Origin of the sequence: Streptomyces celluloflavus (genome assembly GCA_000720995.1) — a bacterium.
GTDB classification, from domain to species: Bacteria; Actinomycetota; Actinomycetes; order Streptomycetales; family Streptomycetaceae; genus Streptomyces; species Streptomyces celluloflavus.
The window spans coordinates 41429-61435 of the sequence record JOEL01000037.1; the positions used below are offsets into that span (position 1 = coordinate 41429).

At 73.8% G+C, this 20007-nt stretch carries 11 protein-coding genes and 1 pseudogene; 10 read left to right on the forward strand and 2 right to left on the reverse strand.

Annotation, left to right across the window (positions count from 1 at the left end):
* The first annotated feature begins 134 nt into the window (after positions 1-134).
* The 4 genes from metG (at position 135) to IH09_RS27030 (ending at position 5751) form a co-directional block, all read left to right on the forward strand.
* The gene (gene metG, locus IH09_RS27015) at positions 135-1865 is read left to right on the forward strand and encodes a methionine--tRNA ligase (protein ID WP_052860092.1); all 1731 of its coding nucleotides are present in this window, start codon (positions 135-137) and stop codon (positions 1863-1865) included.
* Between the two features lie 208 nt (positions 1866-2073).
* Positions 2074-2799 carry a LuxR C-terminal-related transcriptional regulator gene (locus tag IH09_RS27020; protein WP_052860093.1) on the forward strand — a complete coding sequence of 242 codons (726 nt, stop codon included), beginning with the start codon at positions 2074-2076 and terminating at the stop codon, positions 2797-2799.
* Positions 2800-2860: 61 nt separating this feature from the next.
* Positions 2861-3553 (forward strand): Pvc16 family protein, encoded by a 693-nt coding sequence (locus IH09_RS27025; protein WP_052860094.1) that lies wholly within the window; start codon positions 2861-2863, stop codon positions 3551-3553.
* Positions 3550-5751: an ATP-binding protein gene (locus IH09_RS27030; RefSeq protein ID WP_052860095.1), complete on the forward strand. Its 2202-nt coding sequence runs from the start codon at positions 3550-3552 to the stop codon at positions 5749-5751. Before IH09_RS27025 ends, IH09_RS27030 begins: the two co-directional genes overlap by 4 nt.
* A gap of 116 nt (positions 5752-5867) precedes the next feature.
* On the opposite strand, the gene IH09_RS27035 is transcribed toward IH09_RS27030, so the two are convergent.
* Together IH09_RS27035 and IH09_RS27040 are read right to left on the reverse strand one after the other, a co-directional pair.
* Positions 5868-7250, reverse strand: a complete 1383-nt coding sequence (locus IH09_RS27035; RefSeq protein ID WP_143682181.1) for an RICIN domain-containing protein — start codon at positions 7248-7250, stop codon at positions 5868-5870.
* A gap of 156 nt (positions 7251-7406) precedes the next feature.
* On the reverse strand, positions 7407-11129 hold the full coding sequence (locus tag IH09_RS27040; RefSeq protein WP_052860097.1) for a BTAD domain-containing putative transcriptional regulator: 3723 nt from the start codon (positions 11127-11129) through the stop codon (positions 7407-7409).
* Between the two features lie 912 nt (positions 11130-12041).
* On the opposite strand from IH09_RS27040, the gene IH09_RS27045 reads away from it, so the two are divergent.
* The 6 genes and pseudogenes from IH09_RS27045 to IH09_RS40220 all read left to right on the forward strand — a co-directional run.
* On the forward strand, positions 12042-13577 hold the full coding sequence (locus IH09_RS27045) for a hypothetical protein (RefSeq protein WP_052860098.1): 1536 nt from the start codon (positions 12042-12044) through the stop codon (positions 13575-13577).
* Positions 13578-13678: 101 nt separating this feature from the next.
* A complete protein-coding gene (locus IH09_RS27050) occupies positions 13679-15274 on the forward strand; it encodes a phage tail sheath family protein (protein WP_052860099.1) in 1596 nt (531 codons plus the stop codon).
* Positions 15275-15419: 145 nt separating this feature from the next.
* Positions 15420-15863, forward strand: a complete 444-nt coding sequence (locus tag IH09_RS27055; RefSeq protein ID WP_052860100.1) for a phage tail protein — start codon at positions 15420-15422, stop codon at positions 15861-15863.
* The gene (locus tag IH09_RS27060; RefSeq protein ID WP_052860101.1) at positions 15863-16291 is read left to right on the forward strand and encodes a hypothetical protein; all 429 of its coding nucleotides are present in this window, start codon (positions 15863-15865) and stop codon (positions 16289-16291) included. Before IH09_RS27055 ends, IH09_RS27060 begins: the two co-directional genes overlap by 1 nt.
* Positions 16288-16452: a DUF6760 family protein gene (locus tag IH09_RS39355; protein WP_094793516.1), complete on the forward strand. Its 165-nt coding sequence runs from the start codon at positions 16288-16290 to the stop codon at positions 16450-16452. Before IH09_RS27060 ends, IH09_RS39355 begins: the two co-directional genes overlap by 4 nt.
* 3237 nt (positions 16453-19689) lie before the next feature.
* Positions 19690-20007 (forward strand): annotated as a pseudogene (locus IH09_RS40220) (hypothetical protein); the annotation flags it as partial.

Sequence of the window (20007 nt, forward strand, 5' to 3'; positions counted from 1 at the left end):
GGCCTCCCCTCCGCTCCCGGGCCTCCCCGTCGGTCCCGAAAAACCCGGCTGGGCGCCCGCACCCCGTCCAGTACGATATTGACGTTCCGTAAAGCAAATCCTCACTCACCGTAGCGACTTGGGAGCAGCCGGCAATGGCTCGACACCTCATCACCAGCGCCCTTCCGTACATCAACGGGATCAAGCACCTGGGCAACATGGTGGGGTCCATGCTCCCGGCCGATGTGTACGCCCGGTACCTGCGCCAGCGCGGGCACGACGTGCTCTACATCTGCGCGACGGACGAGCACGGCACGCCCGCCGAGCTGGCCGCGAAGGCCGCCGGACAGTCGGTCGACGCGTTCTGCGGTGCGCAGCACGACGCGCAGAAGGCGATCTACGACGGCTTCGGGCTGCGCTTCGACCACTTCGGCCGCAGCTCGTCGCGGCAGAACGTCGAGCTGACCCAGCACTTCGCCCGCAAGCTGCAGGAGAACGGCTTCATCGAGGAGCGGGCGATCCGCCAGGTCTTCTCCCTCGCCGACGACCGCTTCCTGCCCGACCGCTACATCGTCGGCACCTGCCCGCACTGCGGCTACGACAAGGCGCGCGGCGACCAGTGCGAGAACTGCACCCGTGTCCTGGACCCGACCGATCTGATCGAGCCCCGTTCGGCGATCAGCGGCAGCGCCGAGCTGGAGGTGCGGGAGACCAAGCACCTCTTCCTGCTCCAGTCCAAGCTCCAGGCCGAGGTCGAGCAGTGGATCGACGCCAACAGCGCGGACTGGCCGACGCTGGCCTCGTCGATCGCGCGCAAGTGGCTGACCGAGGGCCTCCAGGACCGCGCGATCACCCGTGACCTCGACTGGGGCGTGCCGGTACCGGCCAATGTGTGGCCCGAGCTGGCGGCCGACGGCAAGGTCTTCTACGTCTGGTTCGACGCGCCGATCGAGTACATCGCGGCGACGAAGGAGTGGGCGGACGCAGCCGGGGCGGACGGCGAGCGCGACTGGAAGTCGTGGTGGTACGAGGCCGGCGACGTCCGCTACACGGAGTTCATGGCCAAGGACAACGTCCCGTTCCACTCGGTGATGTTCCCGGCCACCCAGATCGGCACCCGCGAGCCCTGGAAGAAGGTCGACTTCCTCAAGGCGTTCAACTGGCTGAACTACTACGGCGGGAAGTTCTCCACCTCCCAGCAGCGCGGCATCTTCACGGACGCGGCGCTGGAGCTGCTGCCGGCCGACTACTGGCGCTACTTCCTGATCGCCAACGCCCCGGAGTCCGACGACACCTCCTTCACCTGGGAGCTGTTCTCCTCCTCGGTCAACAAGGACCTGGCGGACACGCTGGGCAACTTCGTCAACCGGGTGCTGTCGTTCTCCCGCAAGCGGTTCGGGGACGACGTCCCGGCGGGCGCGGCGGCCGGCCCGGCGGAGCAGAAGCTGGGCGAGGAGATCGCCGGACTGCTCGCGGAGTACGAGGGCCACCTGGAGGCCCTCCAGTTCCGCAAGGCGGCGGCCGCGCTGCGCGCCCTGTGGAGCGCGGGCAACTCCTACCTGGAGGAGAAGGCCCCCTGGCTGGAGATCAAGACCGACAAGGAAGCGGCGGCGCTGACGCTGCGCACGGCGATGAACCTCATCCACCTGTACGCGGTGGTCTCCGAGCCGTTCATCCCGGCGTCCGCGAAGGCGATGCGGAGCGCGTTCGCACTGCCGGACGACACGGCGGCCTGGGTCACCCAGGAGGAGGCCAAGGCGCTCGCCTCGGTGCCCGCCGGGACGGCCTTCACGGTGCCGCCGGTGCTCTTCGCGAAGATCACCGAGGACGATCTGGAGTCGTACCGCGCGCGGTTCGGCGGCGGCGAGGAGACCGCGGGCGCCTGAGCCCCGGATCCGCCCGGCCGATCGTGCGGCCGGGCTTGACGTCCGTGTCAGGGCCCGGAACCGTGTACCCGGTTCCGGGCCCTGCGCGCACACCGCGGGCCCCGCGCGCACCGGCCCGCACGGCGGCGTTGATTCGCCTGTAATCGCCTGTTGAACGACCTGGTGCACCCTGTCTCCGTCGGTACGAGAGGGAAGACAGGGAACGCCAGTGCTCGAAGAACGTGTCACGGTGACCGTCCACGCCTCCGATCCGCTGAGCCGGGCCGGGGTGATAAGCCACCTCCAGCATCAGCCCTCCCTCGAACTCCTCCAGGGCCAGGTCACCACCGGACACGGCACGGGCACCGGCCCCGGCAAGGACCGGGGCGGCGCCGTGGACCCGCATCCGGACGGGACCGCCGCGACCCCCGCGACCCCCGGCATCGTCGCCGTCATGATCGTCGACCGGCTCGACGACGTCGCCACGGCCGAGCTGCGCCGGCTGGTGCGCGGCGGTGAGCAGCGCGTGGTGCTGGTCGCCCGCGAACTGCGCGAACCGGAGCTGATGACGGTCGTGGAGTGCGGTATCCGGGCCATCCTCTGGCGCCATCAGGCCACCCCGCAGCGGCTGCTCCGCGCGGTGCGCTCCGCCGCCCGCGACGAGGGCGAACTCCCGCCGGACCTGATCGGGCGGCTGCTCACCCAGGTCGGCAGACTGCGGCGCTCGGTGGTGGAGACCACGGCGGGCGCGGCGGTGCCGACGCTCGGTATGGCCCCGCGCGAGGTCGATGTGCTGCGGCTGGTCGCCGAGGGCATGGACACCCGGCAGATCTCCGAGAAGCTCTCCTACTCCGAGCGCACCGTCAAGAACGTCCTGCACGCCCTGATGACACGGCTGCAGCTGAACAACCGCGCGCACGCCGTCGCGTACGCGCTGCGAGAGGGCTACATCTGATGCGTACCTGTACGGGAAGCGGCCGCGGCAGCGCCGGCGCGGGACAGCCGGGGGGACCGGCGTGATCCACGAGGTCGACGAGGCCATCCGGCGCATACTGCGCGGCGGGGCGCTGCCGGACGGACTGGGCGAGGTCGCGTTCGAGGCCCCGACCCGCGAATGGGCGGCGCGGCGCAACGCCCCCACGCTCAACACCTATCTGTACGACATCCGCGAGGAGGTGGCCCGGCGCGAGCGCGGGGCCTTCGCCGAACGGGACGAGAACGGGGTGGTGGTCCGCCGGCGGCAGCCGCCGCGGTGGTTCCGGCTGTCCTACCTGGTCACGGCCTGGACGACCCGCCCGCTGGACGAACACCGGCTGCTGGCGGGCGCGTTGGCGTGTCTGCTGCCGCACGAGATCCTGCCGGCCGCCGCGCTCACCGACGCGCTCACCGCGCTGCGGGCCCCGCTGCCGGTCTCCATCGCGGTGCCGCCGGCCGAGTCCCGTTCCATCGCGGACATCTGGTCGGCGCTGGGCGGGGAGCTCAAGCCCTCCCTGGACCTGGTGATCATGGTGCCCTTCCCGGTATCGCCCACGTATCCCGTCGCCCCGCCGGTCACCGAGGGCGCGGTCGCGGTCGTCCGCGGACTGCACGGCGAACCGAACGACTCCCAGCCCCGCATGCTGCGGACCACCCCCGGGGCCGCACCCGGCGCCGCGTCCGGTGCCGTGTCCGGTGCCGCGTCCGGTGCCGGGGACAAGGCGGACGGATGAGCGGCACGGCGGCGGCGGACGGCGCGGCGCGGGATCTGCTGGTCCGGCTCGCCGGGCTGCGCAGCCGGGTGGCCGGACTGGTCGAACTGCGCAGCGCCGACGACCCGACGGCCACGGACCCGCTGCGCGGGCTGTATGTGACCCCGGAACGGGCCAGGGCACTGGCGGCCACGCGGACGGACGCGGACGGGCGGACGGACGCGGCGGCGGAGGAGGGGGACGGTCTGCGGGCCGGGCCCCTGCCGGAGGCCGGTCAACTCGGGCCGGTGGCGCAGCGGTTCGACCTGCTGGTCCGGGAGTTCGGGCTGACGGAACTCGACGCGCACATCCTGCTGTGCGCGCTGGCACCCGACGTGGACCGGGGCTTCGAGCCGCTGTACGGCTATCTCAACGACGATGTCGGGCGGCGGCGCGCCACGGTCGCGCTCGCCCTGGACCTCGCGGGCACCGGCCCGTACGACCCGGCGGCCCGCGCCCGCTTCCACCCGTCCGCGCCCCTGGCGTCCGGCGCGCTGATCGCCGTCGAGGACGCGGACCGGCCGCTGCCGGGGCGGGCGCTGCGGGTGCCCGAGCGGGTGGTCGCCCACCTCCTCGGGGACGATGCGCTGGACCCCGAACTGACGGGCCACGAGGTGACGTTGCTGCCGGCGGGGCCGGACGACGGAGCGGCCGGGAGCGCCGGCGGCGGCACCGGAGCGGAAGCGGCGCCCGGCGACGGCGCCGAGAGCGTCGATGAGAGCGGCGACGGCGGGTTCGCGGCGCGGCTCGGGGCGTTCGTCGTGGCGCGGTCGGCCCCGGTGTATCTGCGGGAGCGGCGGAGCGACGGGGCCGCCGAGCTGGCGGCCGACGCCCTGTGCGGCGCCGGACTGGCCGTACTGCGCTACCGGCCGGGCGGCGCCCCGCCGCGCGAGGCGGACGCGGCGGACACCACGGCGGCACCGGCCGCCCCGGCATCCGCCGGGGTCTCCGCCACGGCCGCGGCGGCGCTGGTGCGCGAGGCCCGGCTGCGGGGTGCCGCGCTCGTCGTGGGCCCGCTGCCGGAGCGCCCCGCGGGGCTCGTGCGGGCGCTGGCGTCGGCCGGGGTGCCCGTGGTGTTCCACGGCGGCGAGCCCTGCGATCCGCAGTGGCTGCCCGACGCGGGGCTGCTCGCACTGGACGCCCCGGCGGGCGGCGGCGCGCCCGCGCTCTGGCGCGCCGCACTCGCCCCGCGCGGCGGCGACCTGGGTCCGGCCGAGCTGGCCGAGGCCGTCGCACCGTACCGGCTGGGTCCGGCCGGGATCCGTGGCGCGGCCCGGACGGCGGGCGCGCTCGCCGCGTTCGACGGGACGCCGCTGACCGTCGCCCACATCCAGCACAGCGCGCGGCAGCAGTCCGCACCGCTGCTGGGACGGCACGCGCGCCGGGTGCGTCCGGCCGTCTCCTTCGCGGACCTGGTTCTGCCGCCCGAGCCCCTGGAGCTGCTGCACGAGCTGGCGCAGCGGGCCCGGCACCGGGATCAGGTGCTGGGTACGTGGGGGCTGCGGACCGGCGGCGGCCGCGGCCGGGGGGTGACATCCCTGTTCGCCGGGGAGTCCGGCACCGGCAAGACGCACGCCGCCGAGGTCGTGGCCGGTGCGCTCGGCCTGGACCTCTATGTGGTGGACCTGTCGTCGGTCGTCGACAAGTACGTCGGCGAGACGGAGAAGAACCTGGAGCGGATCTTCGTCGAGGCCGACCACACGGACGCGGTGCTGCTCTTCGACGAGGCCGACGCGGTCTTCGGCAAGCGGTCGGACGTCAAGAGCTCGCACGACCGGTACGCCAACCTCGAAAGCGCCTATCTGCTCCAGCGGCTGGAGTCCTTCGGCGGCATCGCCGTGCTCACCACCAACCTGCGGGCCAATATCGACGAGGCGTTCACCCGGCGCCTCGACCTGGTGGTCGACTTCCCGTTCCCGGACCCCGAACAGCGGCTGACGCTCTGGAACCGCTGCCTGCGGTCCGTGCCCTGTGCACCGGATCTCGCCGTCGAGCTCGAACTCTGCGCGAAGGAGTTCGAACTGTCCGGCGGGGCCATCCGGTCCGCCGCGGTGACCGCCGGCTATCTGGCGGCGGGCCGCGGCGAGGCGGTGTCGGCGGCGGATGTCCGGGCCGGGGCGCGGCGCGAGTACCGGAAGATGGGGCGGCTGGTGCCGGGGAGTTCACCGGGCTGGGAGTGAGACGCTTGGGGCCGTGCCGGACGCCCGGCACGGCCCTGGTCCGGGCACGCGGCCCGGTGCCGCCCTCGGAGCCCGGGGGCGGCCGTTCCGTCACATCCCGGGATCCGGGCGGACGCTCACTTCGCGTTCTCGATCTTCCACTTCTGACCGCCGTACTTCCCGCACTCCCCCGTCAGCGCGCTCTTGTCGTTCTGCGTGTCGCTGAGGCACTCGTTGTTGTCCATGTTGACGAGGCGGAAGCGGCCGTCACCCGCGTCCTCCAGCCGCCACTTCTGGTTCGCGGGCAGCTGCCCCGACTTCAGCGCCTGGGGATCGGCGTGCCAGATCGAGACGATATTGCTGCCGCCGTTCTTGTCGAGGACCTTGCCCGGGGCGTTGCCGGCCTCCAGGGCGACCGTGTTGTCCTCGGCATAGCGGTGGATGATCCACAGCTGGTTGCGGCCGTACTTGTCGCCGGTCAGGTCCGGGCTCTGGCCGACGTAGGTGCCGTCCTTCTGCTGCCCCTCCTTGACCTCCAGGTACCCGCCGGGGTCGAAGTCGCTGTGGAGGGTCTCCAGCTTCGGGCCCTTGTCCTTCTTCTGCTCACCGCCGCCACCGCCGTCCTTCTTCGGCGGGTCCTTGGGCCCGTCGTCGCCCGACGGGGGCTTCTCGGCCGGCGGGGCCGACGGCGACGGCGGCGGGGCGCTGGGCATGGTCTTCGCATCCGGCTTGGTCGGCAGCTGTACCTGCGCCTCCGGCTTCTCCTTGGCCTGGGTGGACACCTCGGGCGACGCCCGGAACCACAGCGTCACGAACGCGATGAGGGCCGCGAGCAGCAGCGACAGCAGCGCCAGCGCCCAGGGCGGCAGCACGGACGGCTGGAGGTAGGTGCCGCGCAGCTCGGTCGGCTGCGGTTCGCCCGCCCGCAGCACCGAGACGGTGAACGGGTGCTTGCGGGTGGTGCCGAACCAGCTCACCTGGCCCGGCTTGATGGCCAGTTCGGCGAACCCGGCCCGGCCGGGCGCCACCTGGACCGAACTCGGCTCGGCCTCGACGGTGAACGCGTCCCCGTTCTCCCGGCCGGACAGGGAAGTGGTCACTTCCTGGTTGCCGAGGTTGTCGACGGCGACCGCCGCCTTGGCGCGCCACCGGCCGCGGACGACCAATGGCACCAGTTCGGGGCGTAGTTCGGTGAACGGGCCGACCGTGAGCTGGCCCTCGACGATGTCCGCGGCCTGCGGTGTCTCGCGGGGCATCACCCGCACACCGAAGGGCGTCGGCCCGGCGACCGCGTCCGGTGTGCGCGGCGGCGCGAACCGCACCTCGGCCGTGCCCTCCGCCCCCGGATACAGCCGCAGCACATCCGGCTCCACCCGTGCCCAGCCCGCCGTGGCGCCCACCACCTGTAGGCGGTACTCCTCGACGGTGTCCCCCGTGTTGCGCACGCGCAGCCGTACGCCGGTACCGGAACCGGGTTCGACGCTCGTCGCGGCCGGTTCCAGAGAAGTCCACATACTCACTCAGACAGTCAACTGTCTGTACAGGCGCGGGGCAGCGTCCGTAAGGGCACACCCGGGGGCACGATCGGCTGCCCTATCGTCCGGAACGGCCGACAGGCGGCACGGTCCCGTGATACGGCTGCCCGTAGCGGGCCGGGACGCGCCGGCCCCGGCCCGCTACGCCGGTATGTCGGAGCGCAGCAGTTCGTCCGGCAGCGGCTCGTCCAGCGGCTCCGCCAGCAGCTCCGCGATACCGGCCGCCTGGTGCGCGCCCCGCCGCCGCAGTGCCGAGCGCGCCGACTCCAGTGCGTGGTGCGCGCCGGCGGTGTCGCCCAGGGCCAGCAGCGCCCGGCCGCGCGCGGCCTGCGCCAGCCCCCGGCAGACGTCGTCCCCGAGGTCGCGTTCGATGGCCAGTGCCTGCGCCGCGCAGTCCAGCGCCGCCGAGTCGCGGCCCCGGGCCAGCTCGCAGTGGGCCAGCCGGGCCCAGGCCAGCGCCTCCCAGCGCGGGTTGCCGGCGCACCGGTGATGCCGCTGCGCCTCCCGCAGATGGGCCGCCGCCTCGCCCGCCCGGCCGTCCGCCAGCATCCCGCAGCCGGTCTGGTAGAGCACCTGCGCCGTCGTCTCGGGGCACCCCAGCTGCCGGGCGCTCGCCAGCGCCTCGGCCATGGCCTGGTACCCCTGGCGGCGCTGCCCGAGGACGAGATACGCGCGGGCCAGATGGGCGCGGACCCGGATCGCGTCGGCCCGCCCGCCGAGCGCCTCGAAGCGCGTGTACGCCTGCCCCAGTACGGGCAGCGCCTCCCCGGCCCGGCCCATGGCGAGCAGCACCATGGCCAGTTCGTGCGCGGCCTCCGCACCGACCAGCCGGTCGCCCGCCCGCTCGGCCAGCCGCAGGCTCTCGCGCAGCATCCGGGCGGACCGCTCATAGGTCTGGGAGCCGTGGCCGGGTGCGCCGAGGAGGCGGAGCGCACGGGCCGTGGCCACGTCGTCGCCGCGCCACCGGGCCCGCTCCAGGGCGAGCCGGGCCAGCGGTTCCAGACCGCGGTGGCGTGCGGTGCCGCCGAGGAGGTGGGACCAGGCGGTGAGCAGATCGACGGCCTGGCGCAGCAGGTCGCCGGGACAGTCGTCCGCATCGGCGGCGTCCTCGGCCCGGTGCGCCGCCGCCCCCGCCCACGCGTCGCCCGCGCGTTCCGCGTCCCCGCCCGCGCCGCGGTGCCGTCCGCCGGCCGGACCGGTGCACCCGTCGCCCTCCGGGGCGCCGTCCGCGCGCCGCTCCGCGCCGTCGGCCGGGCCCGGCCCGTAGCGCAGCACCCGGTCCACGAACGCGTACAGCCGCGCGTCCGCGTCGTCCAGCCATTCGCGCGAGCTCGCCGCGTCCAGCAGCGCGCGGCCCGGCATCGCCGGACGGTGCAGCAGGCTGGGCAGAACGCTGTGCGGTTTGCTGTTGCGCACCACTTCCAGGACGGTGGCCAGGACGAAGTCGAGGAAGCGGCGCCGCGCCTCGCACCGCTCGCGCGGGCTGTCGGTGCGCTCGCTCAGCCGTCGCGCGAAGAGCCTGACCAGGCCGTGGTAGTGGTAGCGGTCGGTGCCCTGGCACTCCAGCAGCCCCGCGTCGACCAGGCGCTCCACCCGCTCCTCCGCCTCGTCCTCGCTGATCCCGCCCAGCAGTACGGCCGCGGCTCCCCGGCAGAACGACGGCATATCGGCGAGGGCCAGGATGCGGAACGTCCGGGCGAGCTCGGGGTCGAGGGCCTCGTAGCCGATCCGGAACGTCGCGTGCACGGCCAGGTCGCCGACCCGCAGTTCGTCCAGCCGGCGCCGCTCGTCGCGCAGCCGCGCCGCGAGGTCGGCGAGGGTGCGGCCGGGCCGGGCGGCGAGGCGGGCGGCGGCGATGCGGAGCGCGAGCGGCAGTCCGCCGCAGTCCGCGACGAGTTCCCGCGCGGCGCACCGCTCCGCGGCGACCCGGTCGCGGCCCAGCACCGCGGCCAGCAGCCCGACGCCCTCCGCCTCCTCCAGTACGCCCACCTCGACGGTGCGCGCACCGGACAGCGCGATCGTCCGCGAACGGCTGGTGACCAGCACCGCGCAGCCCGGTGTACCGGGCAGCAGCGGCCGGATCTGCGCGGCGTCCTTGGCACTGTCGAGCAGGATCAGCATCCGGCGGCCCGCGAGCAGCGAGCGGTAGAGCGCCGCCAACTGGTCGAGGCCGTCCGGCAGGGCGCTGTCGGGGACGCCCAGGGCGGACAGGAACCGGGTCAGTACGTCGGCGGTGTCGGCCGGGACCGGATCGCAGCCGTGCAGATCGACGTAGAGCTGGCCGTCGGGGAAACGGGCGCGGGCCTGCTGCGCGACATGGACGGCCAGCGCGGTCTTCCCGGCCCCGCCGAGCCCGGTGAGCACGGCCACCACCGGCGCCCGCCCGGCCGCGGCCCCGTCCAGCAGCTCGTGCAGCCCGGCCGCGAGCTCCCGCCGCCCGGCGAAGTCCGCCATGGCGGAGGGCAGCTGTGCGGGCACGGGGATCCGCTGGGCGGACGCCGCCGGCTGCCGGGCCGGGATACCGGAGGGGGCCTGGGGGCGGGGCGCGCAGGGCGGGGCGGATGCCCCCGGTATTCGCGCGGCCGGTGAGTCCGGTGAGGTCGGTGAGTCCGGTGACGGCAGGGAGGCTGCCGGCGTTCCCGGTGCCGGTGACGCGTCCGATGCCGCCCCGCGCGGCGGGGTCTGCCGGGGCACGCCGGGTGCGGGTACGGCGCCGCCCCCGCGACCCGCGCGGGGGTCCGGCCTGGTCGCCGGGGCGGACATCGTTGTCCGCGCGCGCGCCGGAGTGACGATCCCCCGCGTACGGCTGGATCGCTGTGCGGGGACCGGGAGATCGGGCCCGGCGGACTCGGCGGACCGGCCGGTCCGCACCGGTATCTGCGGCTGCCGCTGCTGCTGTATCCGCCGTTCCGTCTGCGGCTGTGTTTGTGACTGCGGCTGTGCGAGGCGGGTGGCGGGCGCGCCCGACAGCAACCGGGCGTGCAGGGAACCGAGTTCGCGCCCCGGCCGGATGCCGAGTTCGGTGTCCAGGAAGCGCCGGGTGGCCTCGTACACGGCCAGCGCGTCCGCCCGGCGGCCGCTCTGGTCCAGTGCCCGCATCAGGAGTCCCTGGGTGCGTTCGCGTAACGGCTGCTCGGTGGCGAACGCGCGCAGCGACGCCACCACCTCGCTCGCCCGGCCCAGCTCCAGCGCGCAGGCGAAGGCGTTCTCCTGGGCGGTGACCCGCAGTTCCGTGAGCCGTTCGCGCTGCAGGTGCGGGTACGGACCGGACAGTCCGGCCAGCGGTGTGCCGCCCCACAGCCCGAGGGCGCGGGAGAGTTCCTCGTACGCCCCGCGGGTGTCGCCCCCGGACCGCAGCCGGGCCGCGACCGCCAGCCGGGCCTCGAACTCCGCCGCGTCCAGCGCCTGGACGGGGGTCCGCAGCGCATAGCCGTCGCCCTCGGACACCAGCAGCCGCGCGGGCGCACGGGCGCCCCGCTCCGGCTCCAGCAGCGTGCGCAGCCGCGACACATAGGTCCGGACGGTGCCCATCGCCCGTTTCGGCGGCGCCTGCTCCCACAGCGCGTCGACCATCTCCCACACCGGCACCGCCCGGCCGCCGCGCAGCAGCAGCATCGCCAGCACCACGCGTTGCTGCGGCGAGCCCGCGTTCAGCGCCTGACCGTCCCGCAGCACCCGGACGGATCCCAGGACCTGGAACCGGAACGGACCACGCTCACCGCTCCGGTACTCGGCCCCGTATCCACTCCCGTGGCCGCCCGCGCGCCCGTGCCCGCCCTCGTATCCGGGGCCGTCCGCGTACCCCTCCTCGTAGCCCAGCCCCTCCTCGTACCCGTACCGGGTGGCACCCCTGTCCGTGGTCACAGCCTGTCCACCCCTTTGCCCGATTGGCCCATGGCACCCCGAGATTCTGCCCTTGCGCACCTACTCAGATGTACCGGATGTACTCGACGTCACCATCGGAGCGTCCTTTTCTTGCTGCGCGGTCATCCTCGCCGGGTGACGGGAACCGAGTAACGGCCGGTCGTATTCCCCCCGTTCCCAGAACCACGGGGCTTCGCCCCGGCGTTCCCGGACCTCCTGTGATGCCTGGCACTTCTCCGGAAGGTGCCCGAAAGGGCAGCGGCGGTTGCCCTTTCACCCCTGCGGAACCGTAAACACGTCATCGGGCGTCCCTGTGGCCCGGGACGGCACCCCACCACCTCGCCTTGCCCTTCCGGTCACCGCGCGCTGCCCGCCGGGACGTCCGCCCGGCTCTGTACCCGGCGCCCCGGACCGGCCATCGTCTACGCCGACGCCGGGTCCCCCGCCGCCGTCCGCCGGATGCGGACCCCCGGACGAACCGGACCGCAGGCACGGACACTGAAATCCCGAAGCCGGGGCAGCGAAGAGGCGGTGGACCTCGGGCGCCGGCTCCGGACTCCCCGTTCCGGGCGTCCGGCCTCGGGGCTCCGGCCCCCGTCCGCCGGCCTCGGCGGAGCGTCAGGTGACCGAACGGGCAGCCCCCTGTGCCCCCACTGACGTCCGTTCGTCTCTACATCCGCGCCGGACCGTACGCGATCGTGGGGAAAGTACGGAGTACCCGGCACCGGGTACGGAGTACGTGGTGCGGAGCAGGACGTACGGCGTCGTACGAAGACGAGGACGTACGAGCCCGGAGTACGGGACCCGAGAGCCGCACACACCGCGAGAGCGGCGCAGAACATACACACCGCGAGAGCGGCCGGGGCCGGACCACGCGTCCGGGGCCGGGAAGCCAGGGGACGGGGGGACACCATGCGGATTCCGGGCCACCAGCCCGCGTCCGGGCGCGGACGCGCGGGCGCCGCGGCGGCCACCCGCACCCCGGCACCCGCCGCACGTCCCGCCGCCCCCGGATCCGCCGTCGCCACCGCACCGGCCCCGTCCGCCGCGTTCGCGGTGTCCGGAGCCGCCCGGGTGATGGCGTCGGTACCGGCGGGCCACCTCACCCCGAGCGCGGCCGAGTTGCTCCAACGGACCGCGGACAGCGGTGGATTGGCCGACGTCATGCGACAGCACGGTTCAGCGGCCGGTGAGGTACCGGGCCGGCGGCAGGACCGGAACCGAGTCCCCGCCCAGGGCCGGGCCCCCGAACGAGAGGCGCAGCGGCGGCCCCACCGGACCGGCGTGCCGCTGGCCGAACGGCTGCGGGACAAGAACCCGCCGTCCGGGGCCCAGGCCCGCATCAGCGAGCTCGCGGACCGCTACGACGGCCTGGGCGAACGGCGGGTGAAGGCGCGGCTCACCGTCCTCGGGGAGCTCCGGGACGCCGCCTCCGCGCTCTCCGGCCCGGACCCGCTCAAGGCGCTGCGCGAGATCGTCGAGCAGGAGACGCAGGCGGTCAGTGACCGGTTCATCGACCTCGCCGATCTCACCAGCCGCAGCGACGGCCCCTACGAGATGATGACGCGCGAAGGTCTGCTCTGGCGCGACCCGGAATTCGAGCACCGCACCGCGGCGCTCCAGAAGTCCGGACGGGCCTATTTCGAGGAACTCTCCCGGATGAATCTCCAGTCCATGGAGCGGGAGAACGCGAGCAGAAGAGAGAAAGGGCGCTTCTCGCTCTTCCAGAAGACCGCCGAACCCTCATGGATGGCAGACACCCGCGCGAAACTCACCACGGCGCTCGGAAACAGCGTCCTGCACCACTACACGACCGTGGACCGGGCCGCCGCGATGGTCGACGACAGGGCCATGCGGTCCAGGACATCCCTGGAACTCGAAGGGCGCGGCAACCGGCACCTTACGGAGCCCCGCGACGAGACGGCGCTGGCCAATGACGCGTTCGTCTTCTTCTTCATCGAGGCGCCGAGCTCGCCCTTGTGGGACATCCGGTTCGCCGGGGGCGGTGAACCCGCCCGGATCTCCCTGAAAATCAAGGAATCCGGTCTCCTCCAGCGCGGCTGGGTCATGCTCGGTGACTTCGCCCGGCGCGATTACCCCGCCCTGCTGACCGAGAGCATGCAGGAATACCACGCTCCGACGGGCGGCGTCGCGCACCGTTATCCGGACCGCGTCCATCAGAACGTGCTCGTCGGCGCCGATATCGTCCCCGGTCTGGCCGAGCGCGCCGTCCTGGAGATCGCCCGGCTCGAACAGGCCGGTCAGCCACTCGCCGCCCGGCTGAAGAAGATGAGTGGCGATGAGCTGATGACGTTCCTGCTGACGGATCTGCTGCACCCGCAGGCCATGCTGCCGAACTCGGTGCCGGTGTCCCGGAAGCACGTCGAACCCGCACCCGGACCCAGGCCCGGACGCGTACGAGTACCGGTGCCCCGCCCCGACAGCTGAGCACCCGACAGCCGCACCATCCGCAGTACCCGCAGGAATCGCAGTAACCGCAGTAACCGCAGTAGCCGATCTTCAGTACCGCCCATGAGGAGAGCAACGCCATGCCCACCTACCTGTCCCCCGGCGTATACGTCGAGGAGGTCTCCAGCGGATCGCGCCCGATCGAAGGCATTGGCACGTCCGTCGCCGCCTTCGTCGGGCTGGCGTCCACCGGTCCGGTCAACGAGCCGACGCTGGTGACGAACTGGTCCCAGTACGTGGCCGCCTTCGGCGAGTTCACGGACGGGTACTACCTGGCGCACGCCGTCTACGGCTTCTTCAACAACGGCGGCACCGCCGCCTACGTCGTGCGGGTGGGCGGGACGTCCGCCGACACCGACGAGGCCGGGCAGCCGCAGGCCGTGGGCGCCGCCGCCCCCAAGGAGCTGACCGCGGGCGAGCCGGTCGCGCTCGGCACGTTCAAGGTCGCCGCCATCGCCACGGGTTCGGCGAACAACGGCGCGCTGACCGTCGAGGTGCAGGACGTCGAGGGCGAGAGCGCGGCCGACCGCTTCAAGCTGGTGGTCAAGGACGGCGAGAAGGTCGTCGAGAGCTTCGACGTCAGCTCGAAGAAGACGGCGCGCAACTACGTCGTCACGCAGGTCAAGCAGCGGTCCAAGACCATCACCGTCGAAGAGGCCGCGACCGCCGCGCAGCTGACCAAGCCCGTCGCGCAGTCCGTCACCCTCGTCCCGCCCGTGGCCGCCCCCGTGCCGGCCACCCCGGGGACGGGCACCGCCGTGGAGCGGCTCAACTCCGGCCAGTTCATCGGCGATTCGGCCGACCGCACCGGTTTCGGCGGCCTGGAGGCGCTGGACGAGGTCAACATGGTCGCCGTACCGGACCTGATGGCCGCCTACCAGCAGGGCCTGATCGACCTGGAGCAGGTCAAGGCGGTCCAGCTCGGGCTGATCTCGCACTGCGAGCTGATGGGCGACCGGATGGCGATCATCGACCCGCCGCCGTCCCTCAACGCCCGCGACATCCGCAAGTGGCGCCAGGAGGTGGCCGGGTACGACTCGCGGTACGCCGCGCTCTACTACCCCTGGATCAAGGTCTTCGACCCGGCGTCGGGCCAGTCGCGCGTCATTCCCCCGTCGGGCCACATGGCCGGTGTGTGGGCGCGCAACGACTCCGAGCGCGGTGTCCACAAGGCCCCGGCGAACGAGATCGTGCGCGGCGCCGTGGACCTGGAGCTCCAGATCACCCGGGGCGAGCAGGATCTGCTCAACCCGGTCGGCGTGAACTGCATCCGGGCCTTCCCCGGGCGCGGTGTCCGGGTATGGGGCGCGCGGACCCTCGCGTCCGACCCGGCGTGGCGCTACCTGAACGTCCGCCGCTACTTCAACTACCTGGAGGAGTCGATTCTCGTCGGCACCCAGTGGGTGGTGTTCGAGCCGAACGACCAGGCGCTGTGGGCCCGTATCCGCCGCAACATCTCGGCGTTCCTGGTGAACGAGTGGCGCTCGGGCGCACTGTTCGGGGCGCGCCCCGAGGACGCGTTCTATGTGAAGTGTGACGCGGAGACGAACCCCGTCGAATCCGTCGACCTGGGGCGGGTCGTCTGCGAAATCGGTATCGCACCGGTCAAGCCGGCCGAGTTCGTCGTCTTCCGGCTGGCCCAGTTCTCCGGTGGCGGGGGCGAGCTGGAGGAGTAAGCCCCGTTCGCAGCCGGCGAAGCGGCTGCGTGCGCGGACCCGGTCCGCAATCGGGTCGCCCTCGCAGCCGCAATCGCAATCGCCGCCGCAGTCTCCATCGCAGCCACACAGATCCTTTCGAGAATTCGCACAGGAGTGAAATTCCTTGTCCCTTCAGCCCGGTGATGCGCTCACCTCACACAATTTCGGCCTCCAGATCGACGGCGTGATGGTCGAGTACCTCCAGGAGGTCAGCGGCCTTTCCATGGAGCAGGACGTCATCGAATACCAGCAGGTGTCGGCGGACGGAAAGCCCGTCGTCAAGAAGATGCCCGGCGTGAAGAAGGCCGGCGAGTGCACCGTCACGCGAGGCATGACGCAGAGCGGCGCGTTCACGGAGTGGATCAACAAGTCCGTCGCGGGCGACATGGGTTCGGCCCGTAAGAACGCGACCATCATGATGATGGACTACCAGAACTCCCCGGTGAAGCGTTACAACATGCGCAACGCCTGGTGCAGCAAGGTGGAGACCAGTGGCGTCAAGGCGGGCGACGCCGCCGCGCTCACCGAGAAGGTCACGATCGTCTTCGAAGAACTGGTCATCGAGTAATGCGACGGGAAGGCCCGGCCGGAGCAACCTCGGCCCAACATTCGGCCCAGCATGACGTGCTGCGCACGGAATTCGAGTTCGAGCTGCCGCGCGGATTCGTGGACGAGTCGGGAACGGTGCACCGCAACGGCACGATGCGGCTGGCCACGGCACGGGACGAACTGATCCCGCTCCGTGACGTACGGGTACGCGAGAACCCGGCCTACCTCTCGGTCGTCCTGCTGGGCCGGGTCATCACCCGGCTCGGCACGCTTCCGGACGTGCACGACGGGACGGTGGAGAACATGTTCGCCTCCGACCTGGCCTTCCTGCAGGACTTCTACCGGCAGATCAACGCGGAGGGCCACACCCGGGCGGCGGTCGCCTGCCCGCACTGTGCGGAGTCCTTCGAGGTGGAGCTGGCCGGGAGCCGCCTGGGGGAATCGTGACGTACGCGGCCGACCGTATCGAGGAGGAAGTCGCTTACCTCGCCTACCACTTCCACTGGGCCATCGGCGACATCCTCGACCTCGAACACGGCGACCGGCGCGCGTACGTGTCACAGATCGCGACCCTCGTCGAGCGGGGCGCGCGAGAAGGGAAGCAGTGACGGGGGATGGGATTGTTCAGCTGGCGGCGCGGGGAACGGCGCCGGAGTGCCGAGGCCGGTACGGATGCTGCGCAGGCCGGTACGGATGCGGCGGGTACCTCGGACGCGGCGGCGTCGGGGGTTCCTGCCGAGTCGGCAGGGGCGGCTTCGGCGCACCCGGGTGGCGGCCGGAGCGCGGCCGCGCCCGGCTGGACGGCCCTGCCGCCCGTCCAGCGGGTGCTGGCCGCACCGCGTACCGTCGCGGCGCCGGACTTCGCGCGCTCGCTGTCCGCACACCACAACCCGTCCTTCTACGGTGAACTGAGCCACGAAGTACGGGCCAACGCCCCCGCGGGCGTGCTCGGCGGCGTGCTCACGCCCCTCGCCGGGCAGCCGTCCGCCCTCGACCTGCCGGCGCTTCGGCTGCCGGTCGCCGGGCAGCGGGAGGACGACACCGCAACACCGGCCCCACGCACGGTCGCGGACGCGGGCACCGGCGCGGGTGTGGGTATGCGGATGGGGCTGCGGACGGGGGTACCGGCGGCGCCCACGGCATCCACGACGCCCACGGGGCCCGCGGTTTCCTCGCCTTCTTCCTCGCCTTCTTCCTCGTCCGCCGGATCGGCGCCGGGGCCGCGGCAACCGGCCCCGGTACAGCGGCGAGCGGCGGTGCGCTCACCGCTCATCTCGGCGCGTCCGGTCCCGCAACCGCCGCGGCAGCTCCGGCCGGCCGGCAGCGCCCCGGCCCCGCGGCCGGAGCGGCCGTCCGGCCCGGTCGGCCCCGCCACCCCGGCGGCGCCGGACGCCCCGGCCGCGGCCGCCGAGGTCCAGCCCCCCAGACTCCCCGGGCCGGTTTCCCCCGCCGGTCCCGGGGAACCGGCCGCCGACGCGTCACCACGCGCTTCGGCGGCCGGGGATCCCGCCGCTGTACCGCCCGCAGCACCTGCCAGGGCGGTACAGCGGCGGGTATCGGTACGCCGGGTACGCCGCGCCCCTGAGGCGGGTACGGGCTCCGCCCCGGACGCGGGCCCCGACCCGGCCCCTGCCCCTGCCCGTGTCCCGGCTCCTGCTCCTGCTCCTGCTCCTGCTCCTGTCCGTGCCTCTGCCCCTGCCCCGAAGTCGGGTGCGGTCCCGAGCCCGGACGCGGGAGCGGGCGCCGACGCGTCCGCACCGGGCGCGCGCCCGGGAGCCGGCCCTGGTCCGGGGCCCGCTCCGGCGGCCCCCGCGCCGTCGAGCGGCCCGGCCACCGCGCCCGTACCGTCGCCCGCGCCCGTACGCGCCCGTACCGGGAGCCGGTCCAAGGCTCAGCCCGAGGCGGCCCGGCCCACGCCTGCCCCTGCTGCCCCGCCAGTTCCGGCACCGCCCGCAGCCACTTCTTCACCTTCTCCCTCGCCGTCACAGTCGCCGTCGCCCTCTCCCGCGCCCGTCCAGCGGAGTGCGGAGAACCGAACGTCCCAGCCCGTCCAGCAGAGTGCGGAGAGCCGTACGTCCCAGCCCGTACAGCGGAGCCGTGGCACGACGGAATCCGGCGTCGCTCCTGGCAAGCCCGCACCGGCCGAAACCGGCGCCACCCCGCCGGCACCGGCCGCCCCGCCCACCCGGGCACTGACCGGGCACCGTCCCGGGCTCGGTACGCCGCTCCCGTCAGCCCCGGCCACGCCGGGCTCCACTCCGGGCGCCGCACCGTCCGCCCCGTCCGCACCGGCAGGCCGTGCCAGGGCCGCTACCGGCGGCGCCACGCCTCCGGTCCCCGCACCGGATCCGGCACGCCCGGCCGGCCGAGCCCCGCAGCAGGCCCAGCCTGCCCAACCCGTCCAGCGGAGCCGCGCAACTTCCGCTCGTCGTACGGGACTTGGCGCGCCGCTCCAGACGAACGCGACCCCGGCCACCCCGGCGCCGAACCCGCAGAGCGCGCCGAACCCGCGGGGAATCCCCACCACACCGGCGTCACCCACCACACCGGCGTCACCGACGTCCCCCGCATCACCGGCCGTATCAGCCTCACCGGCCTCATCTGCCGCACCGCAGGTGTCCCCTTCCCGCCGGGCCGTTCCCGTCGCGCCCTCCTCCGACGCCGCCCCGGGAACAGCCATACAACGAGCCGCCGCGCCGGGGTCCCCCGTACCGCAGCCACCCGCTCCGAGCGGATCTCCCCACCGGACGACCCCCGCCCCCGCGCCCTCACCGGCCCAGCCACCGGCATCCGGACCGGACCGGCCACCGGCAACGGCACCGGCTCCGGCTCCGGCTCCGGCCCCCCTGCGTACCCCCCAGGCCACCCCCGCGAAAGCCCCCCGGAGCACGCCCCTGAAGACCCCTCTCGGCGCGCCCTCGAACGCGCCCGAGAACCTGCCCCGGAGCACGCCGAAGTCCGCCCCGGCGCCCACGCCGCACACCCCCGGGGACACCAACACCGGTCCGACCGCCGCACGCTCCACCGAGCACACCCCAGCCCGGAACACCGGACCCGCCACCGGCGACACCCCCGTCCAGCGCGCCGCGCGGACCACCGGGCCCGCCCCGGAACGGAGCGCGGCCACGCCCGGTACCTCCCGTTCGGGTCCGCCCGCGGCGCAGGACGGTCGCCCCGCCGACCCCGGTGCGGCCCGCAGCGGCAGCCGCCGTCCGCTGATCGGCGCGCCGATCACGCCCCCGGCGCACCGGCCGGCCGACGCCGCTGCGACCCCGCTTCAGCGCGCCACAGCACCGGAGGCCGGCACCGGCCGCCCCACGCCGAGCCCGGCCAAGCCCCCGCAGCCACCCGCCCCGCCCACGAGTACGCACCGCCCGGCAAGCGAGACCACGGCCATGCCCGCGGCCACTCCCACGGCCACGCCCACCCAGCCGGTCGCGCCCCGGCCCACGGCACCGGAGACACGCCAACACCCGCTCCCCGCCCAGCCGTTGCCCGTATCCGGCGCACCGGCAACCGGGCCGCACCCTGTCATTCCCCCGGCCACCCCCTCGGCCGCCGCCCCGGCCCCGGTACAGCGAGCAGCGGCATCCCCGGCGCCCGCCGTAAGCGTCGCCCCCTCCGTACCCGCCGCACCCGCCGTGCCCCCGCCCCCCGTGCGACCCGACCAGCCCGTGCGCCCCTCGGCGGTCGATCCCACGCAACCAGCCGGGCACCAGGCCCGTACCGACGGGGCCGCGACGCTCGTCACCCAGCGCGCCCCCCTCGCGTCCGCCCGGCCCCTCGCCGCCCGCCGCCCGGCCGAACCCGTTGCGGGGCCGCAGTCTGCGGCATCACCCGCGCCGTTGAAGCGGACGGCTCACCAGGGCGACGCCCCCTCGACCGCGGTACCGCTGCGCACCGCAGGCACCAACTCCCCGATGTCCTTCGCCAAGCAGACACCCACCGTCATCCCCGTACGAACCGGCAACCCCGCACTGACCGGGAACCCCGCAGGAACCGGCGAACCGACCCGAACCGGCGACCCCGTACGCCCCACCGTGCAACGCCTCGCGACCCAAACCCCGGCCCCTGCCTCGTTCCCGGTCCCGGCCCCGCACACCGCTCACCCCACCGACGCACCGCCCATACAGCGGGCCCCCACCACCGCCCCCACCCCCCTC

Excerpts from the sequence above, each read along its gene's own strand:
- IH09_RS27050 (WP_052860099.1), top strand. The coding sequence starts at position 13,679 with ATGCCCACCTACCTGTCCCCCGGCGTATACGTCGAGGAGGTCTCCAGC.
- metG (WP_052860092.1), top strand. The coding sequence starts at position 135 with ATGGCTCGACACCTCATCACCAGCGCCCTTCCGTACATCAACGGGATC.
- IH09_RS27030 (WP_052860095.1), top strand. The coding sequence starts at position 3,550 with ATGAGCGGCACGGCGGCGGCGGACGGCGCGGCGCGGGATCTGCTGGTC.
- IH09_RS27045 (WP_052860098.1), top strand. The coding sequence starts at position 12,042 with ATGCGGATTCCGGGCCACCAGCCCGCGTCCGGGCGCGGACGCGCGGGC.
- IH09_RS27060 (WP_052860101.1), top strand. The coding sequence starts at position 15,863 with ATGCGACGGGAAGGCCCGGCCGGAGCAACCTCGGCCCAACATTCGGCC.